This window comes from Streptomyces sp. NPDC017940, from assembly GCF_044328435.1.
Lineage (GTDB): Bacteria > Actinomycetota > Actinomycetes > Streptomycetales > Streptomycetaceae > Streptomyces.
The window spans coordinates 45,765-62,634 of record NZ_JBIRHJ010000006.1; the positions used below are offsets into that span (position 1 = coordinate 45,765).

The 16,870-nt window shown below is 72.3% G+C and carries 17 protein-coding genes and 1 pseudogene; 12 read left to right on the top strand and 6 right to left on the bottom strand.

Features of this window, described 5'->3' with window-relative positions; genetic code table 11:
• The first annotated feature begins 114 nt into the window (after nucleotides 1-114).
• The 3 genes and pseudogenes from ACH4DX_RS21265 to ACH4DX_RS21275 all read left to right on the top strand — a co-directional run.
• Nucleotides 115-687 (top strand): FABP family protein, encoded by a 573-nt coding sequence (locus tag ACH4DX_RS21265; protein WP_398120912.1) that lies wholly within the window; start codon nucleotides 115-117, stop codon nucleotides 685-687.
• A gap of 16 nt (nucleotides 688-703) precedes the next feature.
• Nucleotides 704-1,216, top strand: a complete 513-nt coding sequence (locus tag ACH4DX_RS21270) for a Fur family transcriptional regulator (protein ID WP_398120914.1) — start codon at nucleotides 704-706, stop codon at nucleotides 1,214-1,216.
• 13 nt (nucleotides 1,217-1,229) lie between these two features.
• Nucleotides 1,230-2,216: pseudogene (locus ACH4DX_RS21275) on the top strand (YgfZ/GcvT domain-containing protein); the annotation flags it as partial.
• A 270-nt stretch (nucleotides 2,217-2,486) separates the two neighbouring features.
• Here ACH4DX_RS21275 and dtd read toward each other — a convergent pair.
• Nucleotides 2,487-2,912: a D-aminoacyl-tRNA deacylase gene (dtd, locus tag ACH4DX_RS21280; protein ID WP_398156577.1), complete on the bottom strand. Its 426-nt coding sequence runs from the start codon at nucleotides 2,910-2,912 to the stop codon at nucleotides 2,487-2,489.
• Between the two features lie 157 nt (nucleotides 2,913-3,069).
• Here dtd and ACH4DX_RS21285 point away from each other — a divergent pair, with 157 nt between their 5' ends.
• Complete coding sequence (locus ACH4DX_RS21285) at nucleotides 3,070-3,783, top strand: ABC transporter substrate-binding protein (RefSeq protein WP_398156262.1); 714 nt, start codon at nucleotides 3,070-3,072, stop codon at nucleotides 3,781-3,783.
• Nucleotides 3,784-4,257: 474 nt separating this feature from the next.
• Nucleotides 4,258-5,226 carry an asparaginase gene (locus ACH4DX_RS21290; RefSeq protein WP_398156578.1) on the top strand — a complete coding sequence of 323 codons (969 nt, stop codon included), beginning with the start codon at nucleotides 4,258-4,260 and terminating at the stop codon, nucleotides 5,224-5,226.
• 316 nt (nucleotides 5,227-5,542) lie between these two features.
• Here ACH4DX_RS21290 and ACH4DX_RS21295 read toward each other — a convergent pair whose 3' ends face one another.
• Nucleotides 5,543-5,728: a hypothetical protein gene (locus ACH4DX_RS21295; protein ID WP_398120919.1), complete on the bottom strand. Its 186-nt coding sequence runs from the start codon at nucleotides 5,726-5,728 to the stop codon at nucleotides 5,543-5,545.
• Between the two features lie 226 nt (nucleotides 5,729-5,954).
• On the opposite strand from ACH4DX_RS21295, the gene ACH4DX_RS21300 reads away from it, so the two are divergent.
• On the top strand, nucleotides 5,955-6,869 hold the full coding sequence (locus ACH4DX_RS21300) for a winged helix-turn-helix domain-containing protein (RefSeq protein ID WP_398120921.1): 915 nt from the start codon (nucleotides 5,955-5,957) through the stop codon (nucleotides 6,867-6,869).
• Nucleotides 6,870-6,893: 24 nt separating this feature from the next.
• Here ACH4DX_RS21300 and ACH4DX_RS21305 read toward each other — a convergent pair whose 3' ends face one another.
• The gene (locus ACH4DX_RS21305; protein WP_030569040.1) at nucleotides 6,894-7,082 is read right to left on the bottom strand and encodes a hypothetical protein; all 189 of its coding nucleotides are present in this window, start codon (nucleotides 7,080-7,082) and stop codon (nucleotides 6,894-6,896) included.
• 135 nt (nucleotides 7,083-7,217) lie between these two features.
• On the opposite strand from ACH4DX_RS21305, the gene ACH4DX_RS21310 reads away from it, so the two are divergent.
• The 4 genes from ACH4DX_RS21310 (at nucleotide 7,218) to ACH4DX_RS21325 (ending at nucleotide 11,138) form a co-directional block, all read left to right on the top strand.
• On the top strand, nucleotides 7,218-8,159 hold the full coding sequence (locus tag ACH4DX_RS21310) for a winged helix-turn-helix domain-containing protein (protein WP_398156579.1): 942 nt from the start codon (nucleotides 7,218-7,220) through the stop codon (nucleotides 8,157-8,159).
• A gap of 84 nt (nucleotides 8,160-8,243) precedes the next feature.
• Nucleotides 8,244-8,921, top strand: coding sequence for an HAD family hydrolase (locus tag ACH4DX_RS21315; protein ID WP_398121441.1), 678 nt, complete (start codon nucleotides 8,244-8,246; stop codon nucleotides 8,919-8,921).
• Nucleotides 8,922-9,168: 247 nt separating this feature from the next.
• Nucleotides 9,169-10,179 carry a phosphotransferase family protein gene (locus ACH4DX_RS21320; RefSeq protein ID WP_398156263.1) on the top strand — a complete coding sequence of 337 codons (1,011 nt, stop codon included), beginning with the start codon at nucleotides 9,169-9,171 and terminating at the stop codon, nucleotides 10,177-10,179.
• Nucleotides 10,180-10,286: 107 nt separating this feature from the next.
• Nucleotides 10,287-11,138 carry an ATP/GTP-binding protein gene (locus tag ACH4DX_RS21325; RefSeq protein WP_398156264.1) on the top strand — a complete coding sequence of 284 codons (852 nt, stop codon included), beginning with the start codon at nucleotides 10,287-10,289 and terminating at the stop codon, nucleotides 11,136-11,138.
• Here ACH4DX_RS21325 and ACH4DX_RS21330 read toward each other — a convergent pair.
• Nucleotides 11,119-11,850 (bottom strand): ABC transporter permease, encoded by a 732-nt coding sequence (locus ACH4DX_RS21330; RefSeq protein WP_398156580.1) that lies wholly within the window; start codon nucleotides 11,848-11,850, stop codon nucleotides 11,119-11,121. The genes ACH4DX_RS21325 and ACH4DX_RS21330 overlap by 20 nt on opposite strands.
• Nucleotides 11,851-11,935: 85 nt before the next feature.
• Nucleotides 11,936-12,913 carry an ATP-binding cassette domain-containing protein gene (locus tag ACH4DX_RS21335; protein ID WP_398156265.1) on the bottom strand — a complete coding sequence of 326 codons (978 nt, stop codon included), beginning with the start codon at nucleotides 12,911-12,913 and terminating at the stop codon, nucleotides 11,936-11,938.
• Nucleotides 12,914-13,088: 175 nt separating this feature from the next.
• Between ACH4DX_RS21335 and ACH4DX_RS21340 the strand changes: the two genes are divergently transcribed.
• Nucleotides 13,089-13,922, top strand: a complete 834-nt coding sequence (locus ACH4DX_RS21340) for a TetR/AcrR family transcriptional regulator (protein WP_398156266.1) — start codon at nucleotides 13,089-13,091, stop codon at nucleotides 13,920-13,922.
• A 78-nt stretch (nucleotides 13,923-14,000) separates the two neighbouring features.
• On the opposite strand, the gene ACH4DX_RS21345 is transcribed toward ACH4DX_RS21340, so the two are convergent.
• Nucleotides 14,001-14,693 (bottom strand): TetR/AcrR family transcriptional regulator, encoded by a 693-nt coding sequence (locus ACH4DX_RS21345; protein ID WP_398156267.1) that lies wholly within the window; start codon nucleotides 14,691-14,693, stop codon nucleotides 14,001-14,003.
• A 74-nt stretch (nucleotides 14,694-14,767) separates the two neighbouring features.
• On the opposite strand from ACH4DX_RS21345, the gene ACH4DX_RS21350 reads away from it, so the two are divergent.
• Complete coding sequence (locus ACH4DX_RS21350) at nucleotides 14,768-16,858, top strand: HelD family protein (protein ID WP_398156268.1); 2,091 nt, start codon at nucleotides 14,768-14,770, stop codon at nucleotides 16,856-16,858.
• Nucleotides 16,859-16,870 lie beyond the last annotated feature (12 nt).

Genomic DNA, 16,870 nt, shown 5'->3' on the forward strand with positions numbered 1-16,870 from the left:
CTCTCCTCGTCCTGGTCTGCGTCGGCGTCCTCGCCTTCGCGGGGCTGACCGTGAAGAAGCTGTACCAGGGCCAGCGCTGACCGCACCCCCCACCGAGAGACTCCTGAGCACCCCATGATCGAGATCCCGTCCGACCTGCACCGTGACCTCGTCCCCCTCGCCTGGCTCCTGGGCAACTGGGCGGGCGCGGGCGTCACCGACTTCCCCGGCTCGCCGAAGGCGAATTTCGGCCAGGAGGTCTCCTTCACGCACGACGGGCGTGACTTCCTGGAGTTCCACTCGCACACCTGGGTGCTCGACGCCGAGGGCAACAAGGTGGAGCCGCTCGAGTCGGAGTCGGGCTTCTGGCGCATCGATGAGGACCGCAAGGTCGAGGTCGTCATGGTCCGCCAGGACGGCGTGGTCGAGGTCTGGTACGGCGAGCTGGCCCACCAGAAGCCGCAGATCGACCTGGCCACCGACGCCGTGGCCCGCACCGCCGCCGCCGGCCCGTACACCGGCGGCAAGCGCCTGTACGGCTATGTGAAGGGCGACCTGATGTGGGTCGGCGAGAAGCAGACCCCCGAGGTGCCGCTGCGGCCGTACATGTCGGCGCAGCTGAAGAAGGTCGTCACGCCCGAGGACGTCGCCGAGATGGCGCGGAACCTGGGCGACCTGCCGGACGACGGCATCGCCTTCTTCAAATAGCCCTAAACTCGGGGACGTGGTGAGCACCGACTCCGACTCCGACTGGAAGAGCGACCTGCGCCGGCGCGGGTACCGCCTCACGCCGCAGCGCCAGCTCGTCCTCGAAGCCGTGGACGCCCTCGAGCACGCGACCCCCGACGACATCCTCTGCGAGGTCCGCAGGACGGCGTCGGGGATCAACATCTCCACGGTCTACCGGACCCTGGAGCTCCTGGAGGAACTGGGCCTCGTCAGCCACGCCCACCTCGGGCACGGCGCGCCGACGTACCACCTCGCGGACCGCCACCACCACATCCACCTGGTGTGCAGGGACTGCACCGGCGTCATCGAGGCCGACCTCGACGTGGCCGCCGAGTTCACCGCGAAGCTGCGCGAGCAGTTCGGGTTCGACACCGATCTGAAGCACTTCGCGATCTTCGGCCGCTGTACGAAGTGCGCCGACGGGGCGGACGCGGAGCCGGCGCCCGACGCCGGTACGGCGACGGCGGCGGAATCGGCGGCGGCGGCCGGAACGGCGGCGGCGGAATAAGCGCCGGGGCTCGCGGGTCGTAATCTTTGTGAACATGAAGAGCCCCTTGCTGTCGCAGCCCGGCGCCGTCCCCGCGGAGGGCGTGGACGAAGGCGTCGCCGCCCACTACGGAGACCTGTTCCGCGAACAGCGCGCCCTCGCCGACGGCGCGGGCTTCGTCGACCTCTCGCACCGCGGTGTCCTCACCGTCACCGGAGCCGACCGGCTGAGCTGGCTGCATCTGCTGCTCACCCAGCACGTCAGCGAGCTGCCCGCGGGCCGCGCCACGGAAGCGCTGATCCTGTCCGCGAACGGGCACATCGAGCACGCCCTGTACCTCGTCGACGACGGCGAGACGATGTGGGCGCACGTCGAGCCCGGCACCCAGGACGCCCTCGTCGCGTACCTGGAGAGCATGAAGTTCTTCTACCGCGTCGAAGTCGCCGACCGCACCGCCGACTTCGCCGTGGTGCACCTGCCCGCCGGGTCCATCGCGCCCGTCCCGGAGGCCGCCGCCGTACGCGAGACGCCGCACGGCCGTGACGTCTTCCTGCCCCGCGAGGACCTGCCCGCCTTCGCCGAGCGGCAGGGCCCCGCCGCCGGGCTCCTCGCGTACGAGGCACTCCGCGTCGAGCAGCACCGGCCGCGCCTCGCCTTCGAGACCGACCACCGCACCATTCCGCACGAGCTGGGCTGGATCGGCAGCGCGGTGCACCTCCAGAAGGGCTGCTACCGCGGGCAGGAGACCGTCGCCCGCGTCCAGAACCTCGGCAAGCCGCCGCGGCGCCTGGTCTTCCTCCACCTGGACGGCAGCGAGGTGCACCTGCCGGTGCACGGTACGCCCCTCCACCTGGCCGCCGACGGGCCCGACGGGCGCAAGCTCGGCTTCATCACCACCTCGGTACGCCACCACGAGCTGGGGCCGATCGCCCTCGCCCTCATCAAGCGCAACGTGCCCCTGGACGCGCAGCTCCTGGCCGGCACGACCGCCGCCGCCCAGGATCCCGTGGTGGCCCCGTAGCAATCCTCTCCGTTCACCCCCACCCGCCCGCCCCTCCATCGCGCTACGCGCTCGTCCTCAATCGCCGGACGGGCTTGGACTGTCGCCGGTGCGGCAGCGGCTTCCGGTGCGGCGAGGGTATTTCAGCCCGTCCGGCGTTTGAGGACGAGGCGCGGAGCGCCGACAAAGGGCTGGGGTCCAGGGGGCGCAGCGCCCCTGGTTACGGGAAGGGGCGGGGTTGGGGTGCCCCCGGCAGGGACAGGGCCCAGGGGCCAGGGAAAGCGTGGCGGGTCATAGGTCCAGGAGGACGGTGAAGGGGCCGTCGTTGGTGAGGCCCACGCGCATGTGGGCCCCGAAGCGCCCCGTCGCCACGGTGGCCCCCAGCGCCCGCAGCCGAGCGACGACCTCCGCGACGAGGGGCTCGGCCACATCCCCGGGAGCAGCCGCGTTCCACGTGGGCCGCCGCCCCTTACGGGCATCCCCGTACAGGGTGAACTGACTGATCACGAGCAGCGGGGCACCGACGTCCGAGCAGGACTTCTCGTCCTGGAGCATCCGCAACGACCACAACTTGCGGGCGAGTTGTCCGGCCTTCTCCGCGGTGTCGTCGTGGGTGACACCCACAAGCACGCACAGCCCCTCACCCACGATCTCCCCGACCGTCTCGCCGTCCACGACGACACTCGCACTGTCCACCCTCTGCACCACCGCACGCATGCGGACCATCATGCCCTGCCCGAGCACGCCGTCCGTGCGCCGGTCCAGAACCCCCCATCCGGGGTTGATTGGGGGCATCACGCACAGAGCGGCCACTTGGGGTGGCACGATGCTTCCACGCGGTGTACCGCGCAGGCTGAGGGGACGGTAGAGCCACATGAGCACACCCAGTACGCCCAGTACGCCCAAGGCGTCCGACATGCCCTGGACGGCCGGGGCGAGACGGGCGGCCGGGACGGGCAGGACGGGCGACGCGGGCGGCGTCGGCGGGACGGGCGGGACGAACGTGTCGCGGCCGCCCACCCAGCGCACCGGCAGCCCGCTGCTGCCGGACGCGCCCGCGCACGACCTGCCCGCACTCCGCCTGCCCGAGCTGCGGCAGCTGCGCCGCTCCACCCAGCAGGACGAGGCCGACCTGAGTTACGTACGCAGGCTGCTCCAGGGGCGCATCGACATCCTGCGGGCCGAGACCGCACGCCGCAGCCGCCCGCGCGCGGAGGCGGGCACCGGCGGCCGGGCCCCGGGAGCCGCGGGCGCCCCCGACTCGCCCCTGGTCGTCGACCGGCTCCCGGAGATCCTCAGGGACGCCCCCGCACGGCACCGCTCGTCGGCCAGGCATGTGACGCTCGGCACGCCGCACAGCGAGGAGTACCGGCGCCTCGCCGCCGACATGCTCGCCGAGGTGGCACTCTCCGACCTCGCCGCCCGCACGGACGAGGAGCTGCACGCCGCCATGGGCCGCCTGGTCCGGTACGAACAGCAGGTGTCGCGGCGACGTCAGGAGATGCAGCGCACCACGGACGATTGCAGTGCGGAGATCGCACGCAGGTACCGTGAAGGCGAAGCACAAGTAGACGACCTGCTCGCGTGACCCCGCCGGCCCGGCGGTAGCCACCGCCCCGCCGGGCCCGGCTCCACCCGGGGACCCGGCGGACACCCGTGACCGGTGTCACCGGCGGACGCCCGCGCCCGGAGCCGCCGCGATCCTGTGATCGCGGCGCCGACCCGCGCCCGGACGACCGCCGTGACGGCCGGTCCCGGCACCCCGGCATCCCGCGGACGGTCGTTGCACCGCCCGCACCCCGGAAGGCCGAAGATGCCGGACACGCACAAGACGCCGGGCACGCCCGAGACGCCGGGTACACCCGACATGCTGGGTACGCCCGAGACGCCGGGCACGCCCGGGACACTGGGTACGCCCGAGATAGCGGGCACGCCCGAGATAGCGGGCACGCCCGGGACACTGGGTACGCCCGAGATACCGGGCACGCCCGGGAGACCGGGCACGCCCGGGACGCCGGACAAGCCCGAGGCACCGGGCAAGCCCAAGACACAGCCGACGCCGCTGCCCTCGGCCGGCCCTGGCACCCCCGTCATCCCCCCGGTCCTCGCCGAGGTCGTCAGGTCCGGCTTCGTCGAGGGCCGCCACCGGGGCAGCCTGGTGCTGCTCGCCGCCGACGGCACCGTGGAGCTGGCGCTCGGCGACGTCACCGCGCCCGTGTTCCCGCGCTCCACCAACAAGCCGATGCAGGCCGCCGCGGTACTGCGGGCCGGGCTCGACCTGTCCGGGGAGCGGCTGGCCCTGGCCGCCGCGAGTCACTCCGGCGAAACGTTCCACCTGGACCTCGTACGGAAGCTGCTCGCCGAGCACAGCCTGACCGCGGCCGAGTTGCAGTGCCCGCCCGACCTGCCGCTCGACCCCGTCGAGGCCGAGCTCTACCTGGCCGCGGGCGCCGTCCGCGACCGGGTCACCATGAACTGCTCGGGCAAGCACGCCGCCATGCTCGCGGTCTGCGACCTCAACGGCTGGCCCAAGGAGAGCTACCTCGACCCGGGGCACCCGCTCCAGCGCCTGGTCCACGACGTGATCGAGGAGGCCGCGGGCGAGCCCGTCGCCGCGGTCGGCACGGACGGCTGCGGCGCGCCCCTGATGGCCATCTCCCTGACCGGCCTCGCCCGCGCCTACCGGCACTTCGTCCTGGCCCCCGCCGGGAGCGCCGAGCGCCGGGTCGCGGACGCCATGCGGGCCCACCCCGAGTACGTCGCGGGGACCCGGCGCCCCGACACCTGGCTGATGCGGGAGGTGCCGGGGGCGCTGTCGAAGATGGGCGCCGAGGCCGTGCAGGCCGTCGCGCTTCCCGATGGCCGGGCCCTCGCCTTCAAGATCGACGACGGCTCGACCCGGGTGCTCGGCCCGGTCCTGGCCCGCGCCCTGCGCCTGCTCGGCACCGACGCGCCGGTCCTGGACCGGATCGGCAGCGCGCCGCTCCTCGGGGCGGGGCGCGAGGTGGGCGAGATACGGGCCGTGCTCTGACGGACGCCGGGGGTCGTGTCCCCCGCGCGTCCCGGAGTGAACAGCGTCCCGGAGTGAACAGCGTCCCGGGGGGAACAGCGGCGGGGTGGTCCAGTGGCTCGGACCACCCCGCCGCCGTTTCCGCAGGGTCTTCGAACGCTTCCCTGAGGGTCCTCGCCCAGTCCCCTCCGGGTTCCCGTCCGATCTCCCCTGGTCCTTGGGGGGGCCGGGACCCCCGGTGTGACGGCTGACCGAACTCCCGGCTCCCCTCCGGATGAGAGCTCGGCCAGCCCGTGTGCGGGCCGGGCCCGGTCGGCCCGGCGCGGTGTGTGCCGGGTCAGCCCGACTGGGCGAGCAGCAGCACGAGGATCAGTGCCCCGATACCGCCGCAGGTGGTGTTCTTGGCCTTGACCCCCACGGTGAGCAGCACGAACGCGACGATGCCCATCGGTCCGTACTTCCACTGGACGAGCTGCTCGAACCCGAGGGCGAGGGCGGCGACGACGATGGCGACGAGTGGCATGACGGTCCCCCTTCCGGTACGGGGGCGGCGGGCCCCCTGGCCGGCTGCCAACCGATCGCTCCGGGCGCCGGGTTCGGCCCGGCGCTCCGGGTGTTGGCCAACCCCCCGAAGAGTCCGACCATGTCACCCAAGTTGGCTACCAACTCCATCTGAGTTATCTCCTCGATGGTGCGTCTCATAACCACCTTCTCAGCAACTCCCCAAAGATGGCGAGAAGTTGTACGGTTTGGTTGTGAGTGCGGACCACACCTCCGTGAACGAGCGGAAGGCGCCGAGCGCGCCGGACCACCGCTCGCACCACGATGTGGCGGACGAGCTGCGCGACCGGATCAGGTCCGGGCGGCTGCGGCCGGGGCAGCGCATGCCCACGCAGGCGGAGCTGGCCGAAGAGTTCGGCGTGGAGCGCGGTGCCGTACGCCAGGCGTTGCGCATCCTGCACAGCGAGCAGTTGCTCGCCAACGTGTCCAAGGGCAGCCCGGCCACGGTCGCGGCCCCCTCGGCGTCGCGCCCCGACACGGTCCGCCCCGAGCCCACCATGGTGGGGCTCGCCCCGCGCGTCGCCGCGGCCTTCCAGGAGCCGCACGTGGAGATCGACGCGCTCTGCCTCACGTCGGTCTCGCTGACGATGGCGATCGGTGAACCGCTGCGGCGGATCCACGCCGGACAGCTGAAACCGGCCAAGGTCGACGTGCGGGTGCTGCTGCCGAGCCGGGACATCGACCTGGCGTTCCCGGCACCGGTCGAAGGCGCGGACGAGGGCGGCCACGTACACCGCCGCTGGCTCGACCAGCGCAACGCCCAGGGCCAGGTGCTCCGCCACAACCTGCTGACTCTGCGCGGCACCCACGGCATCGACGTACGGGTGGAGTTCCGCGCCCTGCCCTTCACCCCGCCCGTGAAGCTGTACCTGCTCAACGGCACGGAGGCGCTGTTCGCGTACTACACCCTGGCCAAGCGGAACGAGGAATTCGGCCAGGAGCACCTGGAGATGTGGGACGCCCAGGGAACGCAGTCGATGCTCTTCCCGTTCCAACAGGGGGACGGGCTGCGGGACACGGCGTTCGTCGAGCAGTCCCAGCTGTGGTTCGACGCCCTCTGGGAGACGATCAGTCAGGACCTGAGGCTGAACGCGGGGCCGTAGGCCCCGGTTCGGCTCATCGCCCGGTCACAGGGCGGGACCGGTGACCATCAGGGCGAGTACGGCCGCCCCGATGGAGCTGCACGTGGGGTTCTTCGCCTTGACGCCCACGGTCAGCAGGAGCAGGCCGACGATGCCAAGGGTTCCGTACTTCCACTGCACGATCTGTTCGACGGTGACGGCGAACACGGCTGCGAGGAGGGCTATGGCGGGCATGGTGGTTCCCCCTTCTGCCATCTCTTGGCGAGTTGGCAACCAACTCACTTGAGTTGTCCCCACTTGGTAAGTGTGCGTAAACAACCTGGCGTCAACTATCGCGAGATGGCGTCGAGTTGTGCCGAGTTGTATCTTCTGGTCGTGACCAAGGAGAACGGTGCAGTGAACGGCAGCAGAAAGCCCTCCCCCCAGGACATCGCCGACGCCCTGCGCGACCGCATCCGTACCGGAACCCTCAAGACGGGTGACCGCCTCCCCACCCAGGCCAAGCTCGCCGAGGAGTTCGGCGTGGAGCGCGGCACGGTGCGCCAGGCGCTGCTCTCGTTGCAGCGGGACGGGCTGCTCAACCACATCAGCAGGGGCAGCCCGCCACGGGTCGCGGAAGGCCCCGGCGCCTCGGCCGCACCCGGCGCGCAGCCCCAGCCGCAGCCGTCGATGGTGGCGCTCGCCCCCCGCCTCGCCGAAGCGTTCGGTGCGCCGCACGTACGGATCGACGTGGTCTCGTACACCGCGGAGACCCTGATGAACGCCGTCATGGAGCCGATCCGGCAGATCCACGAGGGGCGACTGCGGCCGCAGTCGATCGACGTGCGGATCCTGCTGCCGAGCAGCGAGATCAACCTCGCCTTCCCGGTGCCGGTCGCGTCCGGCGACGAGCGGGACCGCGACCGGCTGCACCGGCGCTGGCTCGCGCAGCGCAACGCCCAGGGACAGGTGCTCCGGCACAACCTCACCGCGCTGCGGCAGTCGCACGGCATCGATGTCAGGGTCACGTTCCGCGCGCTGCCGTTCACCACGCCGGTGAAGCTGTACCTGCTCAACGGCACGGAGGCGCTGCTCGCCTACTACACCCTGGAGCGCGCCCGGTTGACGTTCGACGCGGACATCGAGGGGCGGGCGGCGGAGGGCGCCGACCCGCTGGAGGCGGTGGACGCCTACGACGTGGGCGGGCTCACGGCGGCACTGTTCTCCTTCACCGACGGCAACAGTCCGCGCGACACCGGCTTCGTCGAAGAATCTCAGAAGTGGTTCGCCGCCCTCTGGGAAACGATCACCACGGACCTAACACTCTCTTAGGTGACCGGTGACGCGAACAACCACTCGACCACCCGCCCGACCGACGCGGCCGAGCCGGCCGACGCGGACGCTCCGCCGGACGGCCTGCGCGACCTGGTGAGCCGTGCCCGCTTCGTGCTCTTCGACTTCGACGGGCCCATCTGCCGGCTATTCGCCCGCCACTCCGCGGCGCGGGTGGCCCGGCAGCAGGTCGACTGGCTGGAGGAGCAGGGCCTGCACGGCCTCCTCGCGGGCGGCGTCAGGGACGACCCCGACCCGCACAGCGTCCTGCGGGCCGTGGACCACCGCCACCCCGACAGCGACCTCGTCGCCGAACTCGAGGAGCGGCTCACGCACGAGGAGCTGAAGGCGGTGGTGTCGGCGTGGCCGACTCCGTACGCGGACGCGCTGATCCGGACCTGGACGGCCGTGGGCGCGCGGCTCGCCATCGCCACCAACAACTCCCCGCGGGTCGCCGCGAGCTACCTCACCGACCGCGGCCTCATCGACTGCTTCGCCCCCCACATCTACGGCCGCACCCAGAACCTCCACCTCCTCAAACCGAACCCGTACTGCGTCACCCGCGCACTGTCGGCCATGGGCGCGCACCCGACGAGCGCCCTGATGATCGGGGACAGCCCCGCGGACTACTTCGCGGCGCGGGACGCGGGGGTGGAGTTCCTGGGGTACGCGCGCAACGAGCGCAAGGAGGGGGTGTTGCGGGGGGTGGGGGCGGGGGTGGTCGTGCGGTCGTTGGGGCAGGTGCTCGGGTGCGTCAAGTGACGCGGAAGCCGTTCGGAGCGTGCCACGGGGCTGTTGGGGCTGGAGTCCGTGCACAGCGTGGGTCGAGCGAGTGTTCCCCTCCTGGCATGGGGAGAACGTGTGCTCGCTCCGACGCTACTCTCGGCGTATGTCACCCCCTCTGCCTCACAGAGCACTCGAGGCCCAGGTCGGCCCGCTGTCAACTCTTCGCGCGCGGTGGGTGAGGAGGCTCGCGGCCGGGCATCGTGAGCGGCCCCACGGCAGGGTGGTGACGGGGTACCACAACAGCAATTACATCGTTCCGCTCGGCTGGAGGCTGGCGCTGCTGCTCGGCACGATGCCCAGGGCCCGGGTGAAGTGCCGTACGCCGTTGCAGGCCGTGGAGGTGGTGCCGCGTATCTGGCCACGGGAGAACGAGGTTCTCGCGGTGGTCTCACGTCACCTGAGGGAAGTGCCGCGCTGTCTGGCCGACTTCGGTGACTGGTCGATGCACGCCTACCACGCGGGCAAGCCGCTGTCCGAACGCGGTCCCCAGTTGCCGGTGCAGCCCGAACTCCTGCGGGGCCTCGCCGCGTTCTTCGCCAGGGCCGCAAAGGTACCGAAGGACGAGCTGCCGCCCCTACGGGCCGACTGGCCCGAGGACGGCGACACCACCGGCTTTCTGCACTGGCTCATCGACTTCACCGAAGAACGGGTGCACCGACCTCACCGCGAACACTTCGCAACTCTGTTCGAGGCCGTGGGAATTCGTCCACACGCCATGGCGGGCTTCAAGGACAGCAGCCCCCGCCTGGTCGAGCGACCGTTCTGTCTGCTGCACACCGACGTCCACCGCGCCAACATCATCATCGGCGGCAGCGGCTTCGCCGTCATCGACTGGGAGCTGGCACTGTACGGCGATCCACTGCACGACCTGGCCACCCACCTCGTACGTATGGACTACGACAAGGACCAGCACGGGGACATGCGGGCGCTGTGGCGCCAGGAGATGGTGCGGGCCGGCCTCGCCGCCCATACCGTCGGGCTCGACACCGATTTGCAGGTCTACTTGGACTTCGAATACGCGCAGTCGGTCTTTCCCGACGTCATGCGTGCGGCCCTCGCGCTGCCCGTACGAGCGAGGAGCGACGACTTCCAGGACGCGACCGCACAGGTGTGCCGGGCGATACGGCGTGCCGCCGAGCCCCTGAGGCTGGAGGTGCCGGACCGGCGAAAGGTGGACGCCGCCCTGCGGGACTGGCACGCGGACCCCTCCCGGCGCTCCGGCACGGATCGGTGAGTTGCCCTACTGGTCTGTTCCCCCCACTTCCTGATCGCAGGGGATCCGGGCACCATGTGCACCTGCACGGGAAGGGGCGGCGACTTGGCGTGTGGACGGGAGCGTTGGTGACCGACGGCCGTACAGCGTGGGAGGGGACCAGGGATCGCTGGACGCGGGTCGAGCCGGCGCTGACCCGAGGGCTGCTGCTGTTCGCCTTCGTGCTGAGCCTGGTCGCGCAGTTCGTGACTCCGGTCGGGGACGCGCTGGAAGGCAAGGTGTACCTGGGCGGAGCCCTCTTCACCCTGGTCGGCTACGTCCTGTACGGCGCCGTACAGGACCTGAAGTCCTCCCTGCACCCCGCCGCGCGCCACGAGGTGCAGGCGGGGGACCTCGGGCAGTACTTCACCGAGGTGCTGACGTCGGATCCCCGGATCGATGCCGTCGGGTTCACCGGGGAGACGGTCGTGGAGCAGTTGAAGCTCTGCTTGGAGCGGCGTGATCTGCGGGGGCACCCGCAGGTGCGGTTGCGGGTCATCGTGCCGGACTTCGGGAGGCCCATGGAGGTGCCGGGGCGGGTCGTCGACGGGAGGGCCGAAGACGATCCCGATTGGCGGCGGGAACTCGATGAGAAGGTCCGCAGGAACGCGGCGGCCATGCACGCCCTGAGTGGTCGGCTCTGTGCCGGTCGGAAAGGGAAGCTGCACGCGGAGTTCCGGGTCCTGCACATATCGCCGTTCCTGAAGTTCTGCATGATCGGCCGCGAGCAGCTCTTCGACGGGATATACGACCATGTCGTCCAGGGCCCCGCCTCCGAACCGCCGGAGCGGGAAGTGCTCGACCTCATGGGGTACGACGCCCTGCTCACGCACTGGCACATCGACTCGGGGGCGGTTGCCCGCGAGAAGATCCGACAGCGTGGCGTGCTGTTCGACACCCTGTGGCGCGTCGCCCGGCCCCTCACGCCACCCGCCTCCTGAACAACACCCCCGCCACCCCCACAGCCCCCACCAGAATCCCCCCGCACCACGCGAGCGCCACCCACGGCGCGGTGCCGGGTGGCTGGGCGAGGAGGAGGGTGCGGAGGGACTCGATGACGGGGGTCACCGGCTGGTGGTCGGAGAAGGCGGCGAGCCAGCGGGGCATGGTGTCGGTGGGGACGAAGGCGCTGCTCGGGTAGGGCAGGAAGCCGACGAAGAAGGTGTAGCCGCTCGCCGCCTCGGGCGACCTGGCCAGGAGTCCGACCGCCGCGGACAGCCAGGACAGCGCCAGGACGAACGCCACCAGCACCGCGACAGCCGCGAGCCAGGCCGCCGGTGAGGCCGAAGGGCGGAAGCCGATGGCGAACGCCAGGGCGAGCACGAGCGCGGTGGCCAGGAGGTTGCGGGCCACCGAGGCGAGGACGTGGCCCGCGAGGATCGCCGTGCCGCTCACGTCCAGGGAGCGGAAGCGGTCCACGATGCCGCCCTTCAGGTCCTCCGTGACCGCCACGGCCGTGCTCGACGAGCCGAAGCCCGCGCAGAGCAGGAGGACACCGGGGACGACGTAGGTGACGTAGCGCGTGCCCGTCTGCCCGCCGATCGCCCCGCCGAAGAAGTACACGAAGATCAGGAGAAGCAGGGCGGGCAGGGCCAGGGCGGTGATCAGCGCGTCCACGTTGCGGCGGCTGAGACGGATCGAGCGCCCTGTCATTGTCAGGACGTTCGTGACGGTGTTCGTGAAGGCGTTCTTCAGGGGGCTCGTCCGGGCGTGGGTGAGGGCGCGGCGGCTGCGTGGCTCAGGCATGGTGTGCCGCTCCTCGGCCGGGCGCCGTCAGGGACAGGAACACGTCGTCCAGCGTCGCCGTGTGCACGGCGAAGTGCGTCACGTCCGTCCCCGCCGGGTCCAGTTCGTCGAGGAGTGCGCGTATGTGGCGCGCCGAGCCGTCGGTGGGGAGGCCGAGGGTGCGGGCCGCGGGGTCGTGGTGGGTGGCGTGCGGGGCACTGGCGGCCAGGCGCAGATAGACCGCCGACGTCGCCAGGGTGAGGTCGAGCCGGTGGCCCGCGGCCCGGGACTTCAGCTCCGCCGCCGTACCCTGCGCCACGATTCTTCCCTCGTGCAGCACCGCGACCCGGTCCGAGAGCCGGTCGGCCTCCTCCAGGTACTGCGTGGTCAGGAAGACCGTCGTCCCGTTCGCTGCGAGCTCGGCCACCGCGTTCCACAACGCCCGGCGACTGTGCGGGTCGAGCCCCGACGTGGGTTCGTCCAGGAAGATCACCTCGGGCTCGCCGACGAGACCGGCCGCGAGGTCGACGCGCCGCCGCATGCCCCCGGAGTACGTGCGGACGAGGCGGTCACCGGCCCCCGAAAGGCCGAAGCGGTCCAGGAGTTCGGCCGCCCTCGCGCGGGCCGCGGCACGTCCGAGGCCCGTGAGGCGCCCCATCATGCGCAGGTTCTCCCTCCCGGTCTGCGCCTCGTCGACGGCCGCGAACTGGCCGGTGAGGCTGATCGCGCGGCGCACCCGGTGGCGTTCGGCCCGGATGTCGTACCCGGCGACGGCAGCCGTGCCCGCGTCCGGTTCGGTGAGGGTGGCGAGGATGCGGACGGTGGTCGTCTTGCCCGCGCCGTTCGGGCCGAGCAGGGCGAAGACCGTACCGGGTGCGACGCGCAGGTCGATGCCGCGCAGCACGATGACGGGCGGTCCTGTGCCGCCCGTCCGCGAGCGGGCTCCGTAGGACTTCGTGAGGCCGGTCGCCTCGATCGCGGCGATGGACATCTTCTCTCCTTGTCCGTCCGGCTCCCCGGCTCCCCGGCTCCCGGTCGTCCGGTCCTCGTGGCAAGTACTGCGTACGGCATAAGCATTACCGTGTAAGGGTTACGCAGAAATACGATGTGCGTCAAGCGGTGTTCGTCGGGAGCCGTGCCAGGGGTGGAGCGGAGGAGGGTCGGGCATGCCGGACGGCAGGGGTGGCGGCGGTACGGGGCTGCCGCCGAGCCTCGAGGTGGCCTGGGGGCTGCGGGAGCGTCCCGCCAAGGGCCCGCGGCCCGGCCTGAGCCTCGGCCGTATCGTCGACGCGGCCATCGGCGTCGCCGCCGCGGAGGGCATCGGCGCCGTCTCCATGGGGCGCGTCGCCAAGGAACTCGGCGTCTCGACGATGTCCCTGTACCGGTACGTGTCCGCCAGGGACGAGCTGTACGTCCTGATGCAGGACGCGGCCTACGGCCCGCCGCCCCCGGCACCGGGCGACGTCACCGGCTGGCGTGCCCGCCTGGAGTGGTGGGCGCACGCCCAGCGGGCGGTGTTCCACCGGAACCTGTGGCTCCTGCGGATCCCGATCTCCTCGCCGCCCGCCTCGCCGCACGCCCTCTCCTGGATGGAGCGGGGGCTCGCCGCCCTGGACGGCACCGGCCTCGACGAGAGCCGCAGAATCTCCGTGATCATGCTGGTCGGCGGGTACGTGCGCAACGAGGCCACCCTCATGGCCGACCTGACCGCCGCCGTCGCCGCCCGGGGCGAGACCCCCGCCGAGGTCATGCGGCGCTACGAACGCACCGTCGGCGCCCTGATCGGCCCCGACCCCGCCACCGGCACCGACCCCACCCCCGCCACCGGCCCCGGTGCTGAACCCGGCCCCGCCCCCGCCCCCGACCGCTATCCCGCGCTGCGGCACCTCCTCGCCTCGGGCGCCCTCGGCGAGCCGGACGACTCGCCCGACGCGGAGTTCGAGTTCGGGCTGCGGTGCGTGCTCGACGGCGTCGAGGCGCTCCTGTCGAGGAACGGCTGAGCCACGCTGCGCATGCGTACGCGCACGCCAGGCGGGCGGGTACCGCCGCTCGGGTGCGCCCCCGCGCCCCCGCGCCCCTCACGCGTACCGAGTGAGTCCCGCGCTCAGCTGGTCGAACGCTTGCGTCGCCGCGCGCACCGCGTCCGCGTGCACATCGCCCGCCCGCTCGCCCGCGTCCACGCGGCGCCAGTTCTCCAGGGCCAGGACCCGCTGCGCCGCCAGGATCTGGGCGGCGGCGAGCCGTGCGTCCAGGGAGGGGGCGGCTCCCGGGGAGCCCTCGGGGGCGGCCCCGGGGAAGTCGGTGTCCAGGGCGGCCGCGAGCGCGTGCTCCATCCGCTCCTGGTAGGTGTGGAGGCGGGCGACGAGCGAGGGTGTGGCGTACAGGAGTTGGTGGAAGGCCAGGACTCCGGGGGAGTCGTTGAGGCCCGTCACCGGGTCGTGGCGGTCCAGGCCGTCCAGGAAGCGGGCGCGCAGCGCGGCCAGCGGGGACCGGCCCGCGGGGCGGCCGGCCACGACGCGGGCCGCCTCGTCCTCGTGGTCGGCGAACCGGTGCAGGACCAGGTCCTCCTTGGCCGGGAAGTAGCGGAACAGGGTCGGCTTGGAGATCTCGGCGGCCGCGGCCACCTCCGCCACCGACACCTTCTCGAAGCCGCGCTCGAGAAACAGCGCGATCGCCGCCTCCGAGATCGCCTCGTACGTGCGCTGCTTCTTGAGCTGCCGCAGGCCCACCGGGGCCGCGGGGGTGCTCGTCTCCTCGTTCTCGCCGGTCATGCCCGGCAGCGTACCGCAGTATGAGTCACGGTTATAAATGTTACTCGGTAACGTTTTCTTGTACGCTCGTCGGCATGACGCCACGCAGGACCCCAGGCTTGACGCCACTTGACGAAGCGCTCGGGCGGGAGCGCCGCCACCACGACCTCTGCCGCGCCGCCCTCGCCGCGATGGTCGACGGCGCGCAGGAGCACGTGGTCACCGGCGAGCAGGTGTCGGCGTCGGGGGCGGACGCCGAGGTGCTCGGGTACCGGCTCCGCAGCAGGGCCAAGGAGATGCGCGAACTCCCCGAGGCGCCGCTGTTCTTCGGCCGCGTCGACTTCGACGCGCACGCCCCCGAAGCCGGTGACCACCGCGGCCAGCGCTACTACGTAGGCCGGCTGCGCATCACCGAGCACCCCTCGGCGCCACCTCTCGTCGTCGACTGGCGCGCCCCCGTCTCCCGCGCCTTCTACCAGGCGGGCGTACGCGACCCGCAGGGCGTGGCCGTACGCCGCCGCTTCGGCTGGGCGCCGGGCAGCAAGGGCGCGTCGGCGGACCTGACCGGCCTGGAGGACGAGCACCTGCTGGCACCGGACGCGGACCCTGTGGGCCCTCGCGGCCGCATCCTCACCGGTGAGATCGAGCGCCCCCGCGTCGGCCCCATGCGGGACATCGCCGCCACCATCCAGCCCGAGCAGGACGACCTGGTACGGGCGGGGCTCACCGAGTCCGTCTGCGTGCAGGGCGCCCCCGGCACCGGCAAGACCGCCGTCGGCCTGCACCGCGCCGCGTACCTCCTGTACACCCACCCCCAGCGCATCCAGCGCTCCGGGCTCCTGATCCTCGGCCCCAACCGCACCTTCCTGCGCTACATCGCCGAGGTGCTGCCCTCCCTCGGCGAGACCGGGGTGCGCCAGTCCACCGTCCTCGACGAGATCGCCCGGCAGCCGGTGCGGTCCCTCGACACGGACGCGGCGGCCGCCGTGAAGCACGACGCCCGGATGGCCCGGGTACTGCGCCGCGCGCTCTACGCCCGGGTGCGGTCCCGCGCCGAACCGCTCGCGGTGCCGGACGGTTCGTACCGCTGGCGCGTGCCCGCCGGTGACCTCGACCGGATCGTCGCGGACGTCCGCGCGGAGGAGCCCCCGTACGGGACGGGGCGCGAGCGCGTGCGCACCCGGGCCGTGCGCCACATCCAGGAGCAGGCGGAGCGGCGCGCGGGCCCGGTCGGCGACGCCTGGCTCCAGCGGATCTCCCGCGCCCGCCCCGTCTCCGCGTTCGTCGACGCGGTGTGGCCGAGGGCCAGGCCCGAGGAAGTGCTCGCCGGACTCCTCGGCGACGCGGGCGCGCTGGCGGCCGCCGCCGACGGGATCCTGTCCGTACGGGAACAGCGGGACCTGCTGTGGGCGCGGCCCCCGCGCTCGGACAAGTCCGCGCGCTGGAGCGCCGCCGACCTCGTCCTGCTCGACGAGGTCGCCGGGCTCCTCGAACGGCCCGCGGGCTACGGCCACATCGTCGTGGACGAGGCGCAGGACCTCTCCCCGATGGAGTGCCGGGCCATCGCGCGGCGCGCGGACTTCGGCTCGCTCACCGTGCTCGGCGACCTCGCGCAGGGCACCACGCCGTGGGCGGCGGGTACCTGGCGGGCCCAACTCGCCCACCTGGGCCGGCCCGAGACCGCGGTCACCGCGCTGACCACCGGCTTCCGGGTACCGCGGGCGGTCGTCGCCCTCGCCAACCGGATCCTCGCCGGGCTCGACGTGGACGTGCCGCCCGCGCGGTCGCTCCGCGGCGACGGCGAGGTGACCGTGCACCGGGTACGGGACGTGACCGCGGGCACCGTGGCCGCGGTACGCCGCGCCCTCACCCGCGAGGGCTCGGTCGGCGTCGTCGTCGCGGACGCCGCGGCGGCACGCGTGCACACGGCCCTGACGGGCGCGGGCGTCGCGGCGGCGGGCCCCGACGAACCGGCCGCCCGGGTCACGGTGGTGCCCGCGACGCTCGCCAAGGGCCTGGAGTACGACCACGTGGTCGCCGTCGAACCCGCCGACATCGTGAGGGCGGAGGACCGCGGGATGCATCGTTTGTACGTGGTGCTCACGCGGGCGGTGTCGCGGTTGGACGTGGTGTGTGGGGCCGGGGGGGTTCCTTGGGAGGGGGAGGAGGGGGCGGGGGAGGGGTGATGGTGCCGGGGG